This window comes from Streptomyces spongiicola (genome assembly GCF_003122365.1).
Taxonomy (GTDB): domain Bacteria; phylum Actinomycetota; class Actinomycetes; order Streptomycetales; family Streptomycetaceae; genus Streptomyces; species Streptomyces spongiicola.
Genome location: NZ_CP029254.1, coordinates 3934378 through 3949600, shown reverse-complemented (window position 1 = coordinate 3949600; position 15223 = coordinate 3934378). Strand labels below are relative to the sequence as shown.

Genomic DNA, 15223 nt, shown 5'->3' with positions numbered 1-15223 from the left:
GGACGTTACGGAAGGTGGGCAGAGCGCAACACCCCCTTCGGGCCCAATCTTGAATGGTCCGAACGGACTATGCGTAAGCGGCAGATCACCCGGGGGAGTGACCCGAGGGCATACGTAAGGAATCCGGTACATAAGATGGGCAAGTGGAAGAGGCCGCCGGGTGGGGATCGCCCTGAGAGAGGCTCGGGGACAGCGGAAACAGCGTGGACAGCGTGGGAGACAGCGCGCTGCCGTGATGCGCAACCGCACTGCTGTGACAGCTGGGAGCAGCCTAGGCCAAGGCCTATACACGTGTCCGGAGAATAAGAACGTAGGCTGCCCCCATGTCGAAGAAGCGATCGGGCGGTGGCCTGACCGGGACCCAGCAGGCCGCGAAGTTCCTCGGAGTCAGCGTGCTCGCGGGAGCTGTGCTTGCCGGTCTCGCCCTGCCGGCCGCCGGCGCGCTGGGACTGGCCGCCAAGGGCACGGTCGAGGGGTTCGACGAGATCCCCGCCAACCTCAAGACCCCTCCGCTGAGCCAGCGCACGACGATCCTCGACGCCGACGGGGGGCAGATCGCCACCGTCTACTCACGCGACCGCACGGTGGTCAAGCTCAAGGACATCTCGCCGTACATGCAGAAGGCGATCGTGGCCATCGAGGACGCGCGCTTCTACGAGCACGGGGCGATCGACCTCAAGGGCGTGCTGCGCGCGCTCAACCGCAACGCGCAGGAAGGCGGCGTCACCCAGGGAGCGTCGACGCTCACCCAGCAGTATGTGAAGAACGTGTTCGTCGAGGAGGCGGGGGACGACCCGGACAAGGTCGCCCAGGCCACCCAGCAGACCATCGGCCGCAAGGTCCGCGAACTCAAGTTCGCGATCCAGGTCGAGGAGGAGCTGGGGAAGAAGAAGATCCTCGAGAACTACCTGAACATCACCTTCTTCGGCCAGCAGGCCTACGGCGTCGAGGCGGCGTCCAAGCGCTACTTCTCGAAGTCGGCCAAGTACCTGAAGCTTGAGGAGGCCGCGCTGCTGGCCGGCATCGTCCAGTCGCCCAGCCGCTACGACCCCGTCAACGACGGCGAGGAGGCCGCCAAGCGCCGGAACACCGTGCTGCAGCGGATGGCCGACGTCGGCGACATCTCCCAGGCCGAGGCCGACAGGGCCAAGGAGACACCGATCGAGCTGAAGGTCAGCAAGCCCAAGAACGGCTGCATCACCGCCGTCGACGGCGCCGGTTTCTTCTGCGACTACGTGCGCGAGGTCTTCCTCACGGACCCGGTCTTCGGCAAGACCCGCGAGGAGCGGGCCAAGGTCTGGAACCAGGGCGGCCTGACGATCCGTACGACCCTGGACCCGCAGGCGCAGAAGTCCGCCCAGGAGTCGCTGGGGGACCACGTCTACCAGGACGACAAGGTCGCGGCGGCGATCACTCTGGTCGAACCCGGGACGGGCAGGATCGTCGCCATGGGCCAGTCCAAGCCGTACGGCTTCGGCGAGAACGAGACCCAGATCAACTACTCGGTCAACGCCAGGATGGGCGGCTCCAACTACGGCTTCCCGGTGGGTTCGACCTTCAAGCCGTTCGTGGCCGCCGCCGCGCTGGAGCAGGGCCGTCCGCCGACGCAGTCGTACCCGGCGCCGTACAAGATGCCCTACCCGGACTCGATCGCGAGCTGCTCCGACCGGCCCTGGCGCAACCGCGGCGGCGACACGGTGGAGAACGAGAACGAGAAGGAAGTCGGGCCCTACGCGCTCCGCGAGGCGATGGAGCTGTCCGTCAACACGTACTTCGTGCAGATGATAGGAGACATCGGCCTCTGCCCCGTCGTGGAGATGACCGACCGCCTGGGCGTGGTGCAGGGCAACGGGGAGAAACTCCCGGCCAGCCCCGCGCCGCTGACCCTGGGCTCGACGGGCATCTCGCCGCTGACGATGGCCAACGCGTACGCGACGTTCGCGAACCGCGGCACGCACTGCACGCCGACCGCCATCGAGTCGATCAGGACCGCCGACGGCAAGAGCCTCCGGGTGCCGCAGACCGAGTGCGGCAAGGTGATGTCGGAACGCACCGCCGACACCGTCAACACGCTGCTGCGCGGCGTGGTCGACTCCGGTACGGGCCAGGAGGCCGGCCTGACGGACCGCGACAACGCGGGCAAGACGGGTACGACGGACGAGCGCAAGAACGCCTGGTTCGTCGGCTACACCCCGAACCTGTCCGGCGCGGTCTGGGTCGGCAGCGCCTCCCAGAAGGTGAAGATGTTCGACATCCGGATCGGCGGGCGCTACCACGGGAAGGTCTTCGGCGGCCAGGTCCCGGGCCCGATCTGGAAGGACGCGATGGCGGGAGCCCTGCGGGGCAAGGAGAACCCGGGCTTCAACACGGTCCATGTGCCCGACGCGCCGGAGGGCGGGGACGAGGAGGACCGGCGCCGGGACGACGGCGACGGTGACGGCGACGGTGGCGACGACAAGCCCGGCAGGAGCGCCGGCCGGGACCCCTTCCCCGACATCTCGCTCCCGCCGGACTTCATCGGCGGCAACATCACCCGCGGCCAGGACGGAGGCGGGAACGGCGCCGGAGACGGGGGCGCGGACGGAGGCCGGCAGCGGGACTGACCCGGCGCCCACCGCGGTACGGCGGCCCCGGCCGGTTCGGACAGCGGGGCACGGCACGGCGACGGAGGCGGCCGGCGGATCGGCGAAGCGGCCCGATGCGGACGGGTCCCTTCGCCGAGCGGCTCCCCTGCGGACCGCGTGCCCCACGCGCGGCCTGCCTCGTCAGCCGGCGAGCAGCCTCCTGACCGCCGCGGCCACCCGGCCGCCCTCTGCACGGCCCGACACCCTCGGGTTGACGATCTTCATGACCGCACCCATCGCCCGGGGGCCCTCGGCACCCGCCGCCCTGGCCTCCTCGACGGCCTGGGCCACGACCCCGTTCAGCTCGTCGTCCGTCAACTGCCGGGGGAGGTAGGCGTCGAGGAGCGCGCCCTCCGCCCTCTCGCGGTCCGCCTGCTCGGCACGACCGCCCTGGGCGAAGGCTTCGGCCGCCTCGCGCCGCTTCTTCGCCTCCTTGGCGATCACCTTCCGGACCTCGTCGTCGGAGAGCTCACGCGCCTCCTTGCCCGCGACCTCCTCCTTGGTGATCGCGGAGAGCGTCAGCCGGAGCGTCGAGGAGCGCAGCTCGTCGCGTGCCCTGATCGCCTCGGTGAGGTCTTCCTTCAACTGGGACTTGAGCGTGGTCATGCGTCGATTGTGGCAGGCGCGCGCTCCGGTGTGCCCGCGCGTTTCCCCGGCTCGCGCCGCACTCCCACGCCGGGCGGCCCGGCCGGGACGGCCCTCGCGGCACGGCCGCGACCTGCGGTCCTCCCCTGCCTCGCGACCTGCGATCCTCCGCTCCCCGGCAGCCCCGACCCCGTACGGTCCGGTCGTCCTCGGTGTGCCGCCGCGATGGCCGAGTTCGCCGCCACCCGGGTGGTCCCCGGGTCCTCGGGTACGCGGCCGGCCGTGCTGCCCGGCGTGGCACTGACGGGGCAGTGCCTCCCGGCGCTCGCCCGGCACGGCGGCGCCGACCCGCACAGCGCCGGCACTCGGCCGGACCCGCCGACACTCGGCCGGACCCGCCGACACTCGGCGGGACTCGCCGTCGCCACCGCGCTCGCCGTCCTCGTGTTCCGGATGCGCCGCCGTCTGCGGCGGCCGGCGTACTCGGCCGGAATCGGTCCGGCCGCGGTTGGCCGTCCCGGGCGCCCCGCGATCCGGCCGTGGTACCTCTTGTGGAGCGTGTTCCTGATCGCCGCCGCGGCCCTCAGGGGCTCGGTGCGTCCGGCGAACGCGGCGGCTCTGCCGAGCGGAGTGCTCGCTCCTGCGGTGATGCCGAGCGGGTTCGCGCCCGACCATAATCGGCTGTTGATCGCAGTCGGCGGAAGCACACTGGGGGGACTGGCGCTGTGGTGCGCATACAGGCTGACGGCACGGGCGGCGGGCAGGGTTCCCCCTCCACAGGCACCACTCCCAGAGGCACCACTCCCAGAGGCACCACTCCCGGAAGCATCCCGTCCGGAGGCACCACTTCCGGAGGCCCTCCCGTAAGCATCGCGTCCGACGGACCCCTCGCCCTGGGACCCGCCTCCGCAGCACGACGGCACGGCGCAGGACCCGAGCCGTCCGCCGGGCAGCACAGCGTGAGGATCCCCGCGACCACCCGCGGGCGCGTCCTGGTGGGTCTCGGCATGGCGGCGGTGGCGGTCTTCTTCCTCACGACCGTGCCGTTCCACCGGAACTGGTTCGACCTCCACGTCTACTACGGCGCGGTCGAGCACTGGATCGGCGGCGCCCCGATCTACGACTACCTCAGGCCCGGAACCCACTACGGCTTCACCTATCCGCCCTTCGCGGCTCTGTGCATGCTGCCCATGACCCTCGTCGGGTGGCACAGCGCACTGGCGATAAGCCAGCTCCTGAACATCGCGGCCGCCGCGGTCGTCCTCCATGTCTGCCTCGACGCGACGATCCGGCGGGAGAGCCGCCACCGGTGGTTCGCGTACACCGCGGCGGCCTGCATGCTCGCCCTGCTGGAGCCCGTCCGGGACACCGTGAGCTTCGGCCAGGTCAATCTGCTGCTCCTGGCCCTGGTCCTCGTCGACTGCCGGTTGCTGACGGCCGGACATGAACGCTTCCCGTCCCTCGGGCGGCTCGCCGGTCTCGGCATCGGCCTCGCCGCCGCGATCAAGCTCACCCCGGCGATCTTCATCTGCTACCTGCTGGTCACCCGACGGTGGCGGGCGGCAGGAGTCGCCATCGGCACCGCGAGCGGTGCGACCCTGCTCGCGGCGTGGGCGGCGCCGACCGCTTCACGTACTTTCTGGACCGAGGCGATGTGGAACACCGACCGGGTCGGTTCGCTCGCCTATGTCTCCAACCAGTCCTGGCAGGGCATGCTGGCCCGGCTCACCGAACCGTTCGCCGAGCCCAGCCGCGCCGTGTGGGCGGTCGGCGTAGTGCTGCTGCTCTGGCTGTGGGCGCGGCGGGCACGCCAGGCCGCAGCCGCCGGCGACGAACTCGCGGGCTTCGCGCTGACAGGTGCCGCCGCCTGTCTGGTGAGCCCGGTCACCTGGGTGCACCACCTCGTCTGGCTCATCCCGGCCCTCGCCGTACTCGCCGACAAGGGGCTGCGCTCGGATCCGGGCGGACGGCGCCGCCGCCGGCTGCTGACCTGGGCTCTGGTGGGCTACGCCGTCCTGTGCAGCAGCATGGTCTGGCTGTGGCGCTGGAACGACGGCGGCGCACCCGGATTCCTGGGTGCCAACGCCTATGTGTGGATGGCGCTGCTCCTCCTCCTGCTCCTGCCGCTCGGAGGGCCGGGCACGGACCGGGACGGGCCGTATGCGGAGAGCGGACCGTCTGCGACGATGGGCACATGCGCGCACGCTACGGCCTCCCTCTCAAGATCGGTGCCGGTGTCACGGCTCTCGGAGCAGCCTCCATCGCCTACGCGGCCGGGTTCGAAGCCCGCTCCTTCCGGCTCAGGCGGGTGACGGTCCCGGTACTGCCGAGAGGGATGCGCCCGCTGCGGGTACTGCAGGTCTCCGACATCCACATGGTCTGCGGACAGCGCAAGAAGCGCGCCTGGCTGCAGTCCCTGGCGGGGCTGCGTCCCGACCTCGTCGTCAACACCGGCGACAACCTCTCGGACACCGACGGCGTGCCCGAGGTACTCGACGCCCTCGGGCCGCTGATGGAGTACCCGGGTGTGTACGTCTTCGGCTCGAACGACTACTACGGCCCGAAACTGCGCAACCCGGCCCGCTATCTGATCGAGAAGGCCCAGGGCCGCCATGGGCTCAACGGCAACGCCCCGGCGGTGGGCGTCGTACACAACCCATGGGAGGGCCTCCGGGACGCCTTCGACGCGGCCGGCTGGATCGGGCTGAGCAACGCGCGCGGCCGCCTGAAGCTCGACGGCGGCCTCGAGATCGCCTTCACCGGACTCGACGATCCGCACATCAAACGAGACCGCTACGAGAAGGTCGCCGGCGGCCCCGACCGGACGGCCGACTTCTCGATGGCGGTCGTCCACGCGCCCTATCTGCGCTGTCTCGACGCCTTCACCACCGAGGGCTACCCCCTGATCCTCGCGGGCCACACCCACGGCGGCCAACTGTGCATCCCCTTCTACGGCGCCCTGGTCACCAACTGCGACATCGACACCGACCGGGTGAAGGGCCTGTCCACCCACAGGTCAGACGGCCTCGTCTCCTACCTGCACGTCTCCGCCGGCTGCGGCACCAACCGCTACACCCCGGTCCGCTTCGCCTGTCCCCCGGAGGCGACACTGCTGACCCTGGTGGCTCGGGACTGAGGACGGACACCCGAGGCCGCTGAACCCCCTCCCTCTCACCATCCCCTCCAGCCTTCTCCCGTCCCACTCCCGTCCCACTCCCGTCCCTCTCCCGTCCTTTCCCAGGCCGGCGACCGCAGCCGCTCTCGCCGCTCCGCACCAGGTGAGGGACCCGGAAAACCGGATTTCGTCTCCGGCCGCCCGTGGGCTAAAGTAAACGTCGTCGCCGCGAGAGCAGCGACATCGGGGTGTGGCGCAGCTTGGCAGCGCGCTTCGTTCGGGACGAAGAGGTCGTGGGTTCAAATCCCGCCACCCCGACAGTGAAGTACCAGGTCAGGGGCCTGATCCGCTTAGCGGGTCGGGTCCCTGAGTGGTTTCTGGGGTCGTTTTGGGAGCCGAGTTCAGAATCCCGCTCCCAGCCGCGAGTCTCCGTGCGTGCTGTTTGACCCCATCGCTGACTGCTGGCCGTATCCTCCTCGCTTCCCACAGCCAGGGAGCCCCTATGCCTGTACAGCCCGAGGGCCGCTCAGCTTCGCGTGCCTGACCACTGACTGCCCGTGACCTGAGCTGGCAGGGTGGCCTGGGGGGCGAGCAGCGCCCGTGGCCGCTGTACGAGGGGTGTGCGTGACAGCCAAAAAAGTGATCAATGGTCGTTTCATGTTGTTGGGAGACGAGCTGCGAATCGGCGGGCTGTCCGAGGTCCGTAGGGCCTTCGACATGTCCAATCCTGACGGGGCTTTTGCGGCGATCAAACTGCTGCGGCAGGAGGAAGACAACCCGGTCCTGGAGACGTTCCTGGGGCGGGAGACGCAGTCGCTGAAGCAGCTGGAGCACCCCAACATCGTGCGGATGCTCGACTCAGGGTGGGACGGCGACCTCGGCCGCTACTTCATCGCGCTGGAGTGGGTCGACCGCAGCTTGAAGGACGATCTCGCAGCACGTCGGCCCATGAGCTGGGCGGCGTTCTTCGACCAGATCGGCAGGCCCTTGATCGGAGCCCTGTCCTACGCCCACGGCCTGGAGATCGAGCACCGAGACCTCAAACCCAGCAACGTACTGCTCACGCAGGAGGGCGTCCCTAAACTCGCCGACTTCGGCATCGCCAAGATTCGTTCAAAGGTGAACGCCGCCGCCGATGCGACGGTTGCCGAGTTCCGCTCCAGCCCATACTCCCCGCCGGAGCGAGATGATCTGGTGCCGTACGCGCGGGACGTCTTCGGCTTCGGTGTTCTGGCGCTGCAGATCCTGTCCGGTGGGAAGGCCACCGACTATCCCCATCTTGAGGAAGTCCTGAAGGAACTGGATCTCGCGTCCGAGATCCGCGCCATTCTCGCCCGCTGTATCGACTTCGACCCGCGGAAGCGCCCTGCGAACGCTGCCGTGCTTGAGCAGCAGCTCCTGGACGCCGACGAGATCTGCGGTAACAGGCAGGCCCGGCGCAGCAGCCACCTCTGGCTGCAACTCACCCGCGGAGCAGCGGCGAGCATCACCGCTGTGCCCCGGGGGACCGATCCGGACTGGGAACGGGCCAAGAACATCATCTTGGCCGACCTGGGCGGAACCGTGCACGTCGACTACGGCTTCAACGCGCAGACCAAGGAGACCGACACCAACACGATCTGCGTGGCTGGCAGCGAGTGGTATGTGCGCCTCAAGCAGGACGAAACCCGGCGTGAGCGGGCAGTGGTTATGTCGGCCGCGGCCAAAGGCGAGGAGTGGCTGGCTCGTTGGCGAGAGCACGCCCTGAAACTCCCGCCGGTGCTCAACTGGACATTCAAGGATCCCGGCGAGGAAGCTGCCTACCAGGGCTGGGACCTGCTCCTGGACCGCCTCGACAAGCACAAGGCAGACAAGGAACAGGCAGCACACGAGCAGGACGTGCAGCGCCTGGGCGATCTGTTCGACGGATGGCGCCGCCTGCTCGATGCACGCGAGGAGATCGCTGCGCAGGGGCGGGAACTCCTGGAATACGAACGCATCAGTGAGGCGGGCCGCACCACCGTCTTTCACCTCACCACATCAAGCAGCACATCGCTGGTGGGTGAGGAGTGGTCGGCGGCCTCCTTCTCGCAGGGCAGGCCAGTGGCACGGGGCGAGGTGACAGCCCAAACCGAGCAGACGGTGACGCTGCGATTCCATCGCGCGGGCACCCGAGTACCGGCCCGCGGCGTGCTGGTGCCGTTCCTCGGTCCGAGCCAGACCGCTCTGGCCCGGCAGCGCGACGCACTCGCGACCGTGTCCACCGGGCAGAGCACGAACCGCCTGCTACGCGACATCATCAACGCACCGTCGGCGATTGCCACCCGGCCGCCTGCTGAGATTACCGACTGGTTCCGTGCCGATCTGGACGACAGCAAACGGGACGTCGTTCGCCACGCAGTGAATGGCCAGGACCTGCTGCTAGTCGAAGGGCCACCTGGTACCGGCAAGACCACGGTCATCGCGGAGATCGTCGAACAGACCTTGGCGCGCACGCCCGGGGCTCGCATCCTCATTGTGAGCCAGACACATATCGCCATCGACAACGCCCTGCGCCGTATCGCGGACGCCGGCGTCACAGACATTGTCCGGCTGGGCCGCCCCGATGACCCGCGGGTCGCGGAAAGCGCCCAGCACCTGCTCCTGAACCGGCAGATCATGCGCTGGACTCGCAAAGTCAGGCGACGCGCAGAAGCTTTCGTCGACGACATCGCAGCACGTAGCGGTCTGGAAGCCCGTCATCTCAAGGCCGCCCTCCATCTGGAGGAGCTGGCCGCAGTCGCCGCGGATCTCGACCACGTCCAGGCACGCCTGGAGGAGCTGTCCAGGCAGCCCGTTCCGGAACGGACCACCTCGGCACATGAACTCGGTGAAGAGGTGCTGTCGTTCCAGGCCAGGCATGACCAGCTGCTGGAGCGCCGCCAAGAGCTGTTCACCGACGTGCAGCAGGGCCTTGAAGGCGATCTGACCCTGCGGGAGGACCTCACGGCCAAGGACGCGCGGGACGCTGTCGAGGCCCTGTTCCCGCAGAGCGCCGGCCGCACCATGCTGAGCTTGTTGCGTCTGCAGGGCGAGTGGCTGCAGCGCGTGGACACCGACCCCAACCTGCTGGCTGCCTACCTCAAGACCCGTCAGGTCGTCGGCGGCACGGCGCTGGGCTTCCTCGGCCATCCTGCCGCCAGGAACCTTGAGTTCGACTTGTGCATCTTCGACGAGGCGAGCAAGGCCACCGCGACGGAGTCTCTTGTGCCTCTTGCCCGTGCCCGCAAGTGGATCCTGGTCGGCGACACCCGCCAGCTTCCCCCGCTGGACGAGGACATCCTGCGCGATCAGAAGATCATGGATGACCACCAGCTGATCCCGGAGCTGGTGACAACCACCCTGTTCGCCTATCTGGAGAAGCACACGCAGCACCCCGTCAAGCACATGCTGCGCGAGCAATACCGCATGACCCCGGCCATCGGAAACATGATCTCCACGGTCTTCTACGACGAGGATCTACTCTCGCCCAACGCTACGATCCTCAAGGGATACGAGACTTTTGCGAAGCCGGTTCTGTGGCTCGACACCTCCGGGATCTCTGGCCGTCGTGAGTCAGACCGCACCGGCGCGGAGACCAGCATCTCCAACCGGATGGAAACCCAGATCGCCTGCAATCGGCTGACCCTCATCGACCGAGCCGTCACCCAGGGTGTCATCAAGCCCTCCGGTGACCGCCCTCTGGAAGTGCTGGTCATCGCCCCCTACGGACGCCAGGTCGAAGAACTGCGCCGCCGCCTGGCTGGCGCCAAGTTCAACCACCTCATCGTCGACGTCCTGTCCGTCGACGCAGTCCAGGGACGCGAATGCGACCTGGCCGTCTTCTCGGTCACCCGCAGCAACGAACGGGGTGATTTCGGATTCCTCGGCGAGCCCTACTGGCGGCGGATCAACGTTGCGCTCTCTCGCGCCCGCTACCAGGGTCCCGGCAAAGTCGTTGATCATGCGGTCAGGATCAGGTTGATGGGGCGGTCGGTGTCGCGGGCGTGATGTCGTAGGGCGGCGGCGATGTTGTGGTGGCCGTGCAGGCGGAGCAGGGTGATGACGGTGTTGCGCAGGGCGGCCATGACGCGGGGTGCGTTGCCGGTGCGGACCTGGGAGCGGTCTTCGTCGAAGGTGACGTCGCGGATCCAGTGCAGGCGGTTCTCGATCTGCCAGTGCGACTGCACCCATGCGGCCAGGAGTGCCGGCGGCGCGGTGTGGGCGTCCGCGCTGGTGATCAGGTAGACGATCTCGACCGTCCGCCTGCCCTTCCTGGTGACGGTGCGCCGTAGTCGGGCGACTTGCGTGGCTGCGGTGAAGCCGATCCAGGCGGGCACGTCGGCGACCTTGATCGTGCGGGTGACGCGGCGTCCGTGTCCGCGCTCGGTCCTGGTGAGGGCGGGCATCCGGGCCCAGGGCAGGGCCTTGAGCTGGTTGTACAAGGACTTCTGGTTGGCCTTCACGGTCAGGACGTAATCGGCGCCGGCCTCTGTCACCAGCGCTGCGGTGTCGTGCTGGGTGTGCAGTGCGTCCATCGTGACGACCACGCCGTCCAGGTCCAGGAGTTGGAGCAGGCGGCGGGCGGCGGGGATCTCGTTGCTCTTCTCCCCCACCGCGACCTGGCCGAGCACCGCCCCGGATCCGTGAGCGAGGGCGGCGACCAGGTGCGGCGCGGAAGAGCTGTCGCCGCGGGCGCCGCGGACCGTCTTGCCGTCGACGGCGATCACCCGCCGGCCCGCGACCAACGCGGCCCGCGTCACGGCCCAGGCCCCCAGCACCGCGTCGAGACGGTCCGCGTCCAGCCTCGCGAACAGACGGCGCAGCGTCGACTCGTCCACCGACCCCCGCTCCAGACCCAGCCGGCCCAAGGCGTCGGCCCCCGCGTCCCGGGCCCACTCCCCGATCGCCGTGAACCCCCGTGCCCCGGCGATCACCGCGCACACCGCGACCGCGATCAGAGCGCCCACCGAATGACGGACCCCGCGCCGACGGCGCGGATCGGGTATCCGACCGAGCAGGTCGACGAGAAGCTCATGATCCGGAACGAGCATGCGGACAGGCGCGGAGATGCGAGACGATGACATGGCGCGGGCGTTGTTCTCTCGGACGGACGGACGGCGTAGGAACCTCCATCCAACCCGACCTGAACACGCCCGCGCACCCTCATCTCACGCAGAAACACCACGTCACAGCCCTACAGGGCGACTTTGCCGGAGCCCTGCGCCCGCTACGGCCTCACCGTGATCGGTGACGCCGCCTTCTCCCGCAGCAAGCCCGGCGCCCTGCGCAAGGTCCTGGACTACATCACCAGCCACCCCGAGGACTGCGAGGTACGCGATGCCCACGTTTAGCTCTGACAGTCTGCTGGCTGCACGCTTCCATAACGCGCGGCCGGGTCTGGAGCTGACGGCCATTGCCGACGCCGCGCTGCCCGTCGCCCGCATCAGCGCCGACGTCCTCGCCCAGGACCGCAAACAGATCCCTCTGCTCGACGAGTTCGTCCTGCGCCTGGTGAGCACGAACCTCCGCACGGAAGGGGCCATCGCCGGCTTCCTTGGGCTGCCCTCCGATATGGTCACCGACACCATCGCCGACCACTTCCACAAAGACCTCCTGACCTACGGACCATCAGACAGCACCGCAGGCGCGCGACGACTCAAGCTGACTCCCCGCGGCGAACAGCAGGAACGTGAGCTCTCGTCGATCACTCCTGTCCGGGTCAACGAGCCGCTTGTCTTCGACCAGCTGCTGTGGAAGGTCAGCTCCTTCGACCGCCGCATGATCATTCCCCGCCGCCAGGCCCAGGAACAGAACATGTTGCTCCTCCCCGCAGCGCAGCGCCGACCGGTCGAGATGAGCGACCTCACCGCTGCTGCGATCAACGTCCAGCTCCGAGAACGTGGCCTGACCGACCGTGAAGTCTTGCAGGTCAAGCAGATCACCGAATCGAAGGCGCCCCGCGTCCTGCCCGCCAAACTCCTCGTCTACGCCGACGCCGACCGCAACGACATCCAGCTCGGCGTCGTCATCGACGGCGAGCTGAGCCCGGACCACGAACTCGGTCTCCTCGGCCAGGGCGGCGCGAAGGCCCTCGGTATCCAAGTCGAGGCCCCCGCCGAACGACCCTCGCTCGATCCGGACCTAGAACGCGCCCGCATCCCGCTGGCCGAGGTCACCAAGAAACGCGCGGAACAGGCCGCGGTCCAGCTCGCCGCAGTCGCTCCCAAGGAGCTGGCTGAAGAGCGGCCGCGCGACGAGATCCGAGCCATCAGCGTCTTCGAGCACTCCGACCTGCTCGAAGAGGCCCTCACTCAGGCACGCCGCCGGATCCTCCTCATCGCCCCCTGGATCAAGCGCGCCATCGTCGACACCAGCTTCATCAGCAAGCTCGAAACCCGGCTGCGCCGCGGCGTCAGCGTTCACATCGCCTACGGCTATACCCCCAACGACCCCAAGAACGACCGGGACGCCGTGCGCAGACTCGAGAACCTCGCAAGCCGCTACAAGGAGAAGTTCACCTTCACACGGGTGAAGTCCACCCACGCCAAAGTCCTCGTCTACGACGACGTGTGGATCACTACCAGTTTCAACTGGCTGTCCTTCGAGGGAGACCGCGACCGCACGTATCGCATGGAGGAAGGCACGCTTGTCCGCGGCAGCAAAACCGTCGACGAGAAATACCAGCGCTATCTAGACCTGATCGCTCAGGAGAGTGAGTAGCAGGCACCGACACTGCGGCACCAGGGCCTCCTGATGTTGCTCGGTGATTCGACACCAACGAGCTGTTCAGGAGGCCCCACCCGCATGCGTCAACAGCTACTTACCATCGAATCATCCGACGAGCCAGCAACAGCGAGTCGAGTACACGAACGGGAGACGCGGGGCTCATCGCCAGTCGGGCGTCGAGTGCCGCCTCCCACTGTTCGGTCAGCCCGATCATGAGGCGCTTGCGCATGCCAGGGGTGACATGGGCATAGCGCGCCGAGACCGAGCCGTCGATGTGTCCCATGCGTTGGTCCATGAGGACCTTCTCGGTGCCGAGGTCCTCCATCACGGTCCGATGGGTGTGGCGGAGGCCATGGGGTGTAAGGCCCTTGGCGATCGGGAGCCAGCAGGCATCGGCCCGGTTGCTGGCGCCGCGTCCTCGGGCCGGGACGCCGGGCCACGGCTCGCCGAGCAGCGGTACGGGGCGGGCTTCCTGCGGTGCCTTCTTCGGGTACCAGCCGGAGACCGCCGGGGTGAACAGCCACGTCGCGAAGCCGTTTCGGCGCCAGTGGGCAGCGTGCTCCGGCACCACGCCGCCCCGCACGAACCCCAGGTCCGCGATGGCCTGCTCCACCCTCACCCGCTTGTCTTCGGTGACTCGGTCGGGGTGGTTGAGGACGTTGGACACCGTGCCCGTGGAGACTTCGGCGCGGCGTGCGACGTCGGCGAGCTTCGCGCCCTGGTGGCCGCCGGTACGAGCCGCGCCCTGCCCCCGGAAGACGTAGGTCTTGCCATGGCACGGGTCCGCGTCGAGGAAGCCGAGCCCTTGCGGGGTCGCGACGACCCCGACGTCCCAGTGCCGCTCCTGTGCTGCGCTGATCAGCCGGCCGACGTCGGCGGCGACCCCGGCCGCGCAGACGACGAGTTGGAGGAACGGCTTGTCGGGCTGATCACTCACTCGGGACTCCCAGTTGACGGGGGTGCAGGTCCGGCAGAGGGTGGCGACGGTCGCCAGCGGCCATGGAAGCGCCCGTTCACGTGGCCGCTGTACGGCAGTTTGGGCTCTCCGAGGACCTACCCCCGCCCCGGGCCACGGCACGGGCAACCGGTACGGGACGGCTGGGGACGTCGAGCCAGGTGCGCTGCTCCTCGGCGGTCACGGTCACTCCGAAGCGCTCCCGGCCAGGCCGGTCATTCTCGACGTACAGCTCGTGTGCCGCCTCTACCGCGTCCCACAGCAGACGCGGCCCGGCCTGCCGTACACCACCGTCCTCGGCGCGCGCCCACGCGCCGTCAGCACCCCACAACTCCACTGCCGTCACCCGGCCGTCGCCATCGCACTCCGAAGCGAAAGCCGTGTCCGGCGTGACCAGCGAGAGCACGAAACGGAACGCATCGTCCCCGGCGACCTCGGCCAGGTCCAGGCCGGTGAGTCGACCGCTCGTCGCGCTCGGCCTGCCTGGGTGAGCCGGGGCGCCGGTGGCACCGGCGTCGCGTACGGCCATGAAGTAGGAACCGACGGGCAGGAACCGGCCCTCGGCGCGGCCATCGGCGGCGACGACCAGGCACACGGTCCCCCAGCCGACAGGGCACACGATGAGGCCGGCGGGCCGCACCTGCTCCAGCCAGGCCACCGGGATCGTGGTGAAGCCACAGGTGGCGATCAGCCGGTCGTACGGGGCCCTGGCCGGGTAGCCGTCACGGCCGTCCCCGGCCTGCACCAGCGGGGTGTATCCGCAGCGCCGCAGCCGCGCTCCCGCCAGCCGCGCCAGCACCGGGTCGACCTCGGCCGTAACCACCTGGTGACTTCCAAGCCGTTCGGACAGGAGTGCCGCGTTGTAGCCGGTGCCGGTCGCGATCTCCAGCACGCGGTGACCATGAGCGACGTCGAGGGCCTGGAGCATGACGAGCATGAGGCCGGGCGCTGTTGACGACGATGTGGCCACACCGTCGGTGAGCTGTGTGGCCAGCGCGTCATCCGAGTACACCAGGTCCAGCCAGTCGGGGTCGGCGGAGGTCAAGTGCCGCTGCTCGCCGCCGACCAGGGTCCAGAACTCCGGCACGAACGGATGGCGGGGAACGGCCTCGAACACCTTCCGCCATGTCGGGTCGGACAGTTGCCCGTTGGCCTCCAGGACATCGGCCAGCGCCATGCGCAACTGCGTGGCACGTTTTTCGGTGTGTGTCGTCATGG

The 15223-nt window shown here is 68.8% G+C and carries 9 protein-coding genes, 1 tRNA gene and 2 pseudogenes; 7 read left to right on the top strand and 5 right to left on the bottom strand.

What is annotated here, in order from left to right:
* The first annotated feature begins 323 nt into the window (after positions 1-323).
* Entirely contained in the window at positions 324-2603 is a 2280-nt protein-coding gene (locus DDQ41_RS17400) for a transglycosylase domain-containing protein (protein WP_109295316.1), read from the top strand.
* Positions 2604-2765: 162 nt separating this feature from the next.
* Here the strand turns inward: DDQ41_RS17400 and DDQ41_RS17395 are convergent, their stop codons facing one another.
* Positions 2766-3230 carry a GatB/YqeY domain-containing protein gene (locus DDQ41_RS17395; RefSeq protein ID WP_109295315.1) on the bottom strand — a complete coding sequence of 155 codons (465 nt, stop codon included), beginning with the start codon at positions 3228-3230 and terminating at the stop codon, positions 2766-2768.
* Positions 3231-4168: 938 nt separating this feature from the next.
* Here DDQ41_RS17395 and DDQ41_RS17385 point away from each other — a divergent pair.
* From DDQ41_RS17385 to DDQ41_RS17370, 4 genes are all read left to right on the top strand, one after another.
* Complete coding sequence (locus tag DDQ41_RS17385) at positions 4169-5521, top strand: glycosyltransferase 87 family protein (protein WP_109295313.1); 1353 nt, start codon at positions 4169-4171, stop codon at positions 5519-5521.
* The gene (locus DDQ41_RS17380) at positions 5404-6345 is read left to right on the top strand and encodes a metallophosphoesterase (RefSeq protein WP_172607810.1); all 942 of its coding nucleotides are present in this window, start codon (positions 5404-5406) and stop codon (positions 6343-6345) included. Before DDQ41_RS17385 ends, DDQ41_RS17380 begins: the two co-directional genes overlap by 118 nt.
* Positions 6346-6568: 223 nt before the next feature.
* Positions 6569-6642: transfer RNA gene (locus tag DDQ41_RS17375), tRNA-Pro, on the top strand.
* Positions 6643-6948: 306 nt separating this feature from the next.
* Positions 6949-10332 (top strand): serine/threonine-protein kinase, encoded by a 3384-nt coding sequence (locus DDQ41_RS17370; RefSeq protein ID WP_162602700.1) that lies wholly within the window; start codon positions 6949-6951, stop codon positions 10330-10332.
* Here the strand turns inward: DDQ41_RS17370 and DDQ41_RS17365 are convergent.
* Complete coding sequence (locus DDQ41_RS17365) at positions 10284-11375, bottom strand: ISAs1 family transposase (RefSeq protein ID WP_262508401.1); 1092 nt, start codon at positions 11373-11375, stop codon at positions 10284-10286. The two genes, DDQ41_RS17370 and DDQ41_RS17365, sit on opposite strands and share 49 nt — an antisense overlap.
* 156 nt (positions 11376-11531) lie before the next feature.
* Here DDQ41_RS17365 and DDQ41_RS31345 point away from each other — a divergent pair, with 156 nt between their 5' ends.
* Both DDQ41_RS31345 and DDQ41_RS17360 read left to right on the top strand, forming a co-directional pair.
* Positions 11532-11675, top strand: coding sequence for a hypothetical protein (locus DDQ41_RS31345; protein WP_162602699.1), 144 nt, complete (start codon positions 11532-11534; stop codon positions 11673-11675).
* Positions 11662-13044, top strand: coding sequence for a phospholipase D-like domain-containing protein (locus DDQ41_RS17360; RefSeq protein WP_109295311.1), 1383 nt, complete (start codon positions 11662-11664; stop codon positions 13042-13044). Before DDQ41_RS31345 ends, DDQ41_RS17360 begins: the two co-directional genes overlap by 14 nt.
* 100 nt (positions 13045-13144) lie before the next feature.
* Here DDQ41_RS17360 and DDQ41_RS17355 read toward each other — a convergent pair.
* The 3 genes and pseudogenes from DDQ41_RS17355 to DDQ41_RS17345 form a co-directional block, all read right to left on the bottom strand.
* A pseudogene (locus tag DDQ41_RS17355) lies at positions 13145-13831 on the bottom strand (LacI family DNA-binding transcriptional regulator); the annotation flags it as partial.
* Positions 13814-13987: pseudogene (locus tag DDQ41_RS17350) on the bottom strand (flavoprotein); the annotation flags it as partial. The pseudogenes DDQ41_RS17350 and DDQ41_RS17355, both read right to left, overlap by 18 nt.
* A gap of 76 nt (positions 13988-14063) precedes the next feature.
* On the bottom strand, positions 14064-15221 hold the full coding sequence (locus DDQ41_RS17345; protein WP_109295310.1) for a methyltransferase domain-containing protein: 1158 nt from the start codon (positions 15219-15221) through the stop codon (positions 14064-14066).
* Positions 15222-15223 lie beyond the last annotated feature (2 nt).

Coding starts and splice junctions, on each gene's coding strand:
- DDQ41_RS17400 (WP_109295316.1), top strand. CDS start 324: ATGTCGAAGAAGCGATCGGGCGGTGGCCTGACCGGGACCCAGCAGGCC.
- DDQ41_RS17395 (WP_109295315.1), bottom strand. CDS start 3,230: ATGACCACGCTCAAGTCCCAGTTGAAGGAAGACCTCACCGAGGCGATC.
- DDQ41_RS17380 (WP_172607810.1), top strand. CDS start 5,404: ATGCGCGCACGCTACGGCCTCCCTCTCAAGATCGGTGCCGGTGTCACG.
- DDQ41_RS17365 (WP_262508401.1), bottom strand. CDS start 11,375: ATGCTCGTTCCGGATCATGAGCTTCTCGTCGACCTGCTCGGTCGGATA.
- DDQ41_RS17360 (WP_109295311.1), top strand. CDS start 11,662: ATGCCCACGTTTAGCTCTGACAGTCTGCTGGCTGCACGCTTCCATAAC.
- DDQ41_RS17345 (WP_109295310.1), bottom strand. CDS start 15,221: ATGACGACACACACCGAAAAACGTGCCACGCAGTTGCGCATGGCGCTG.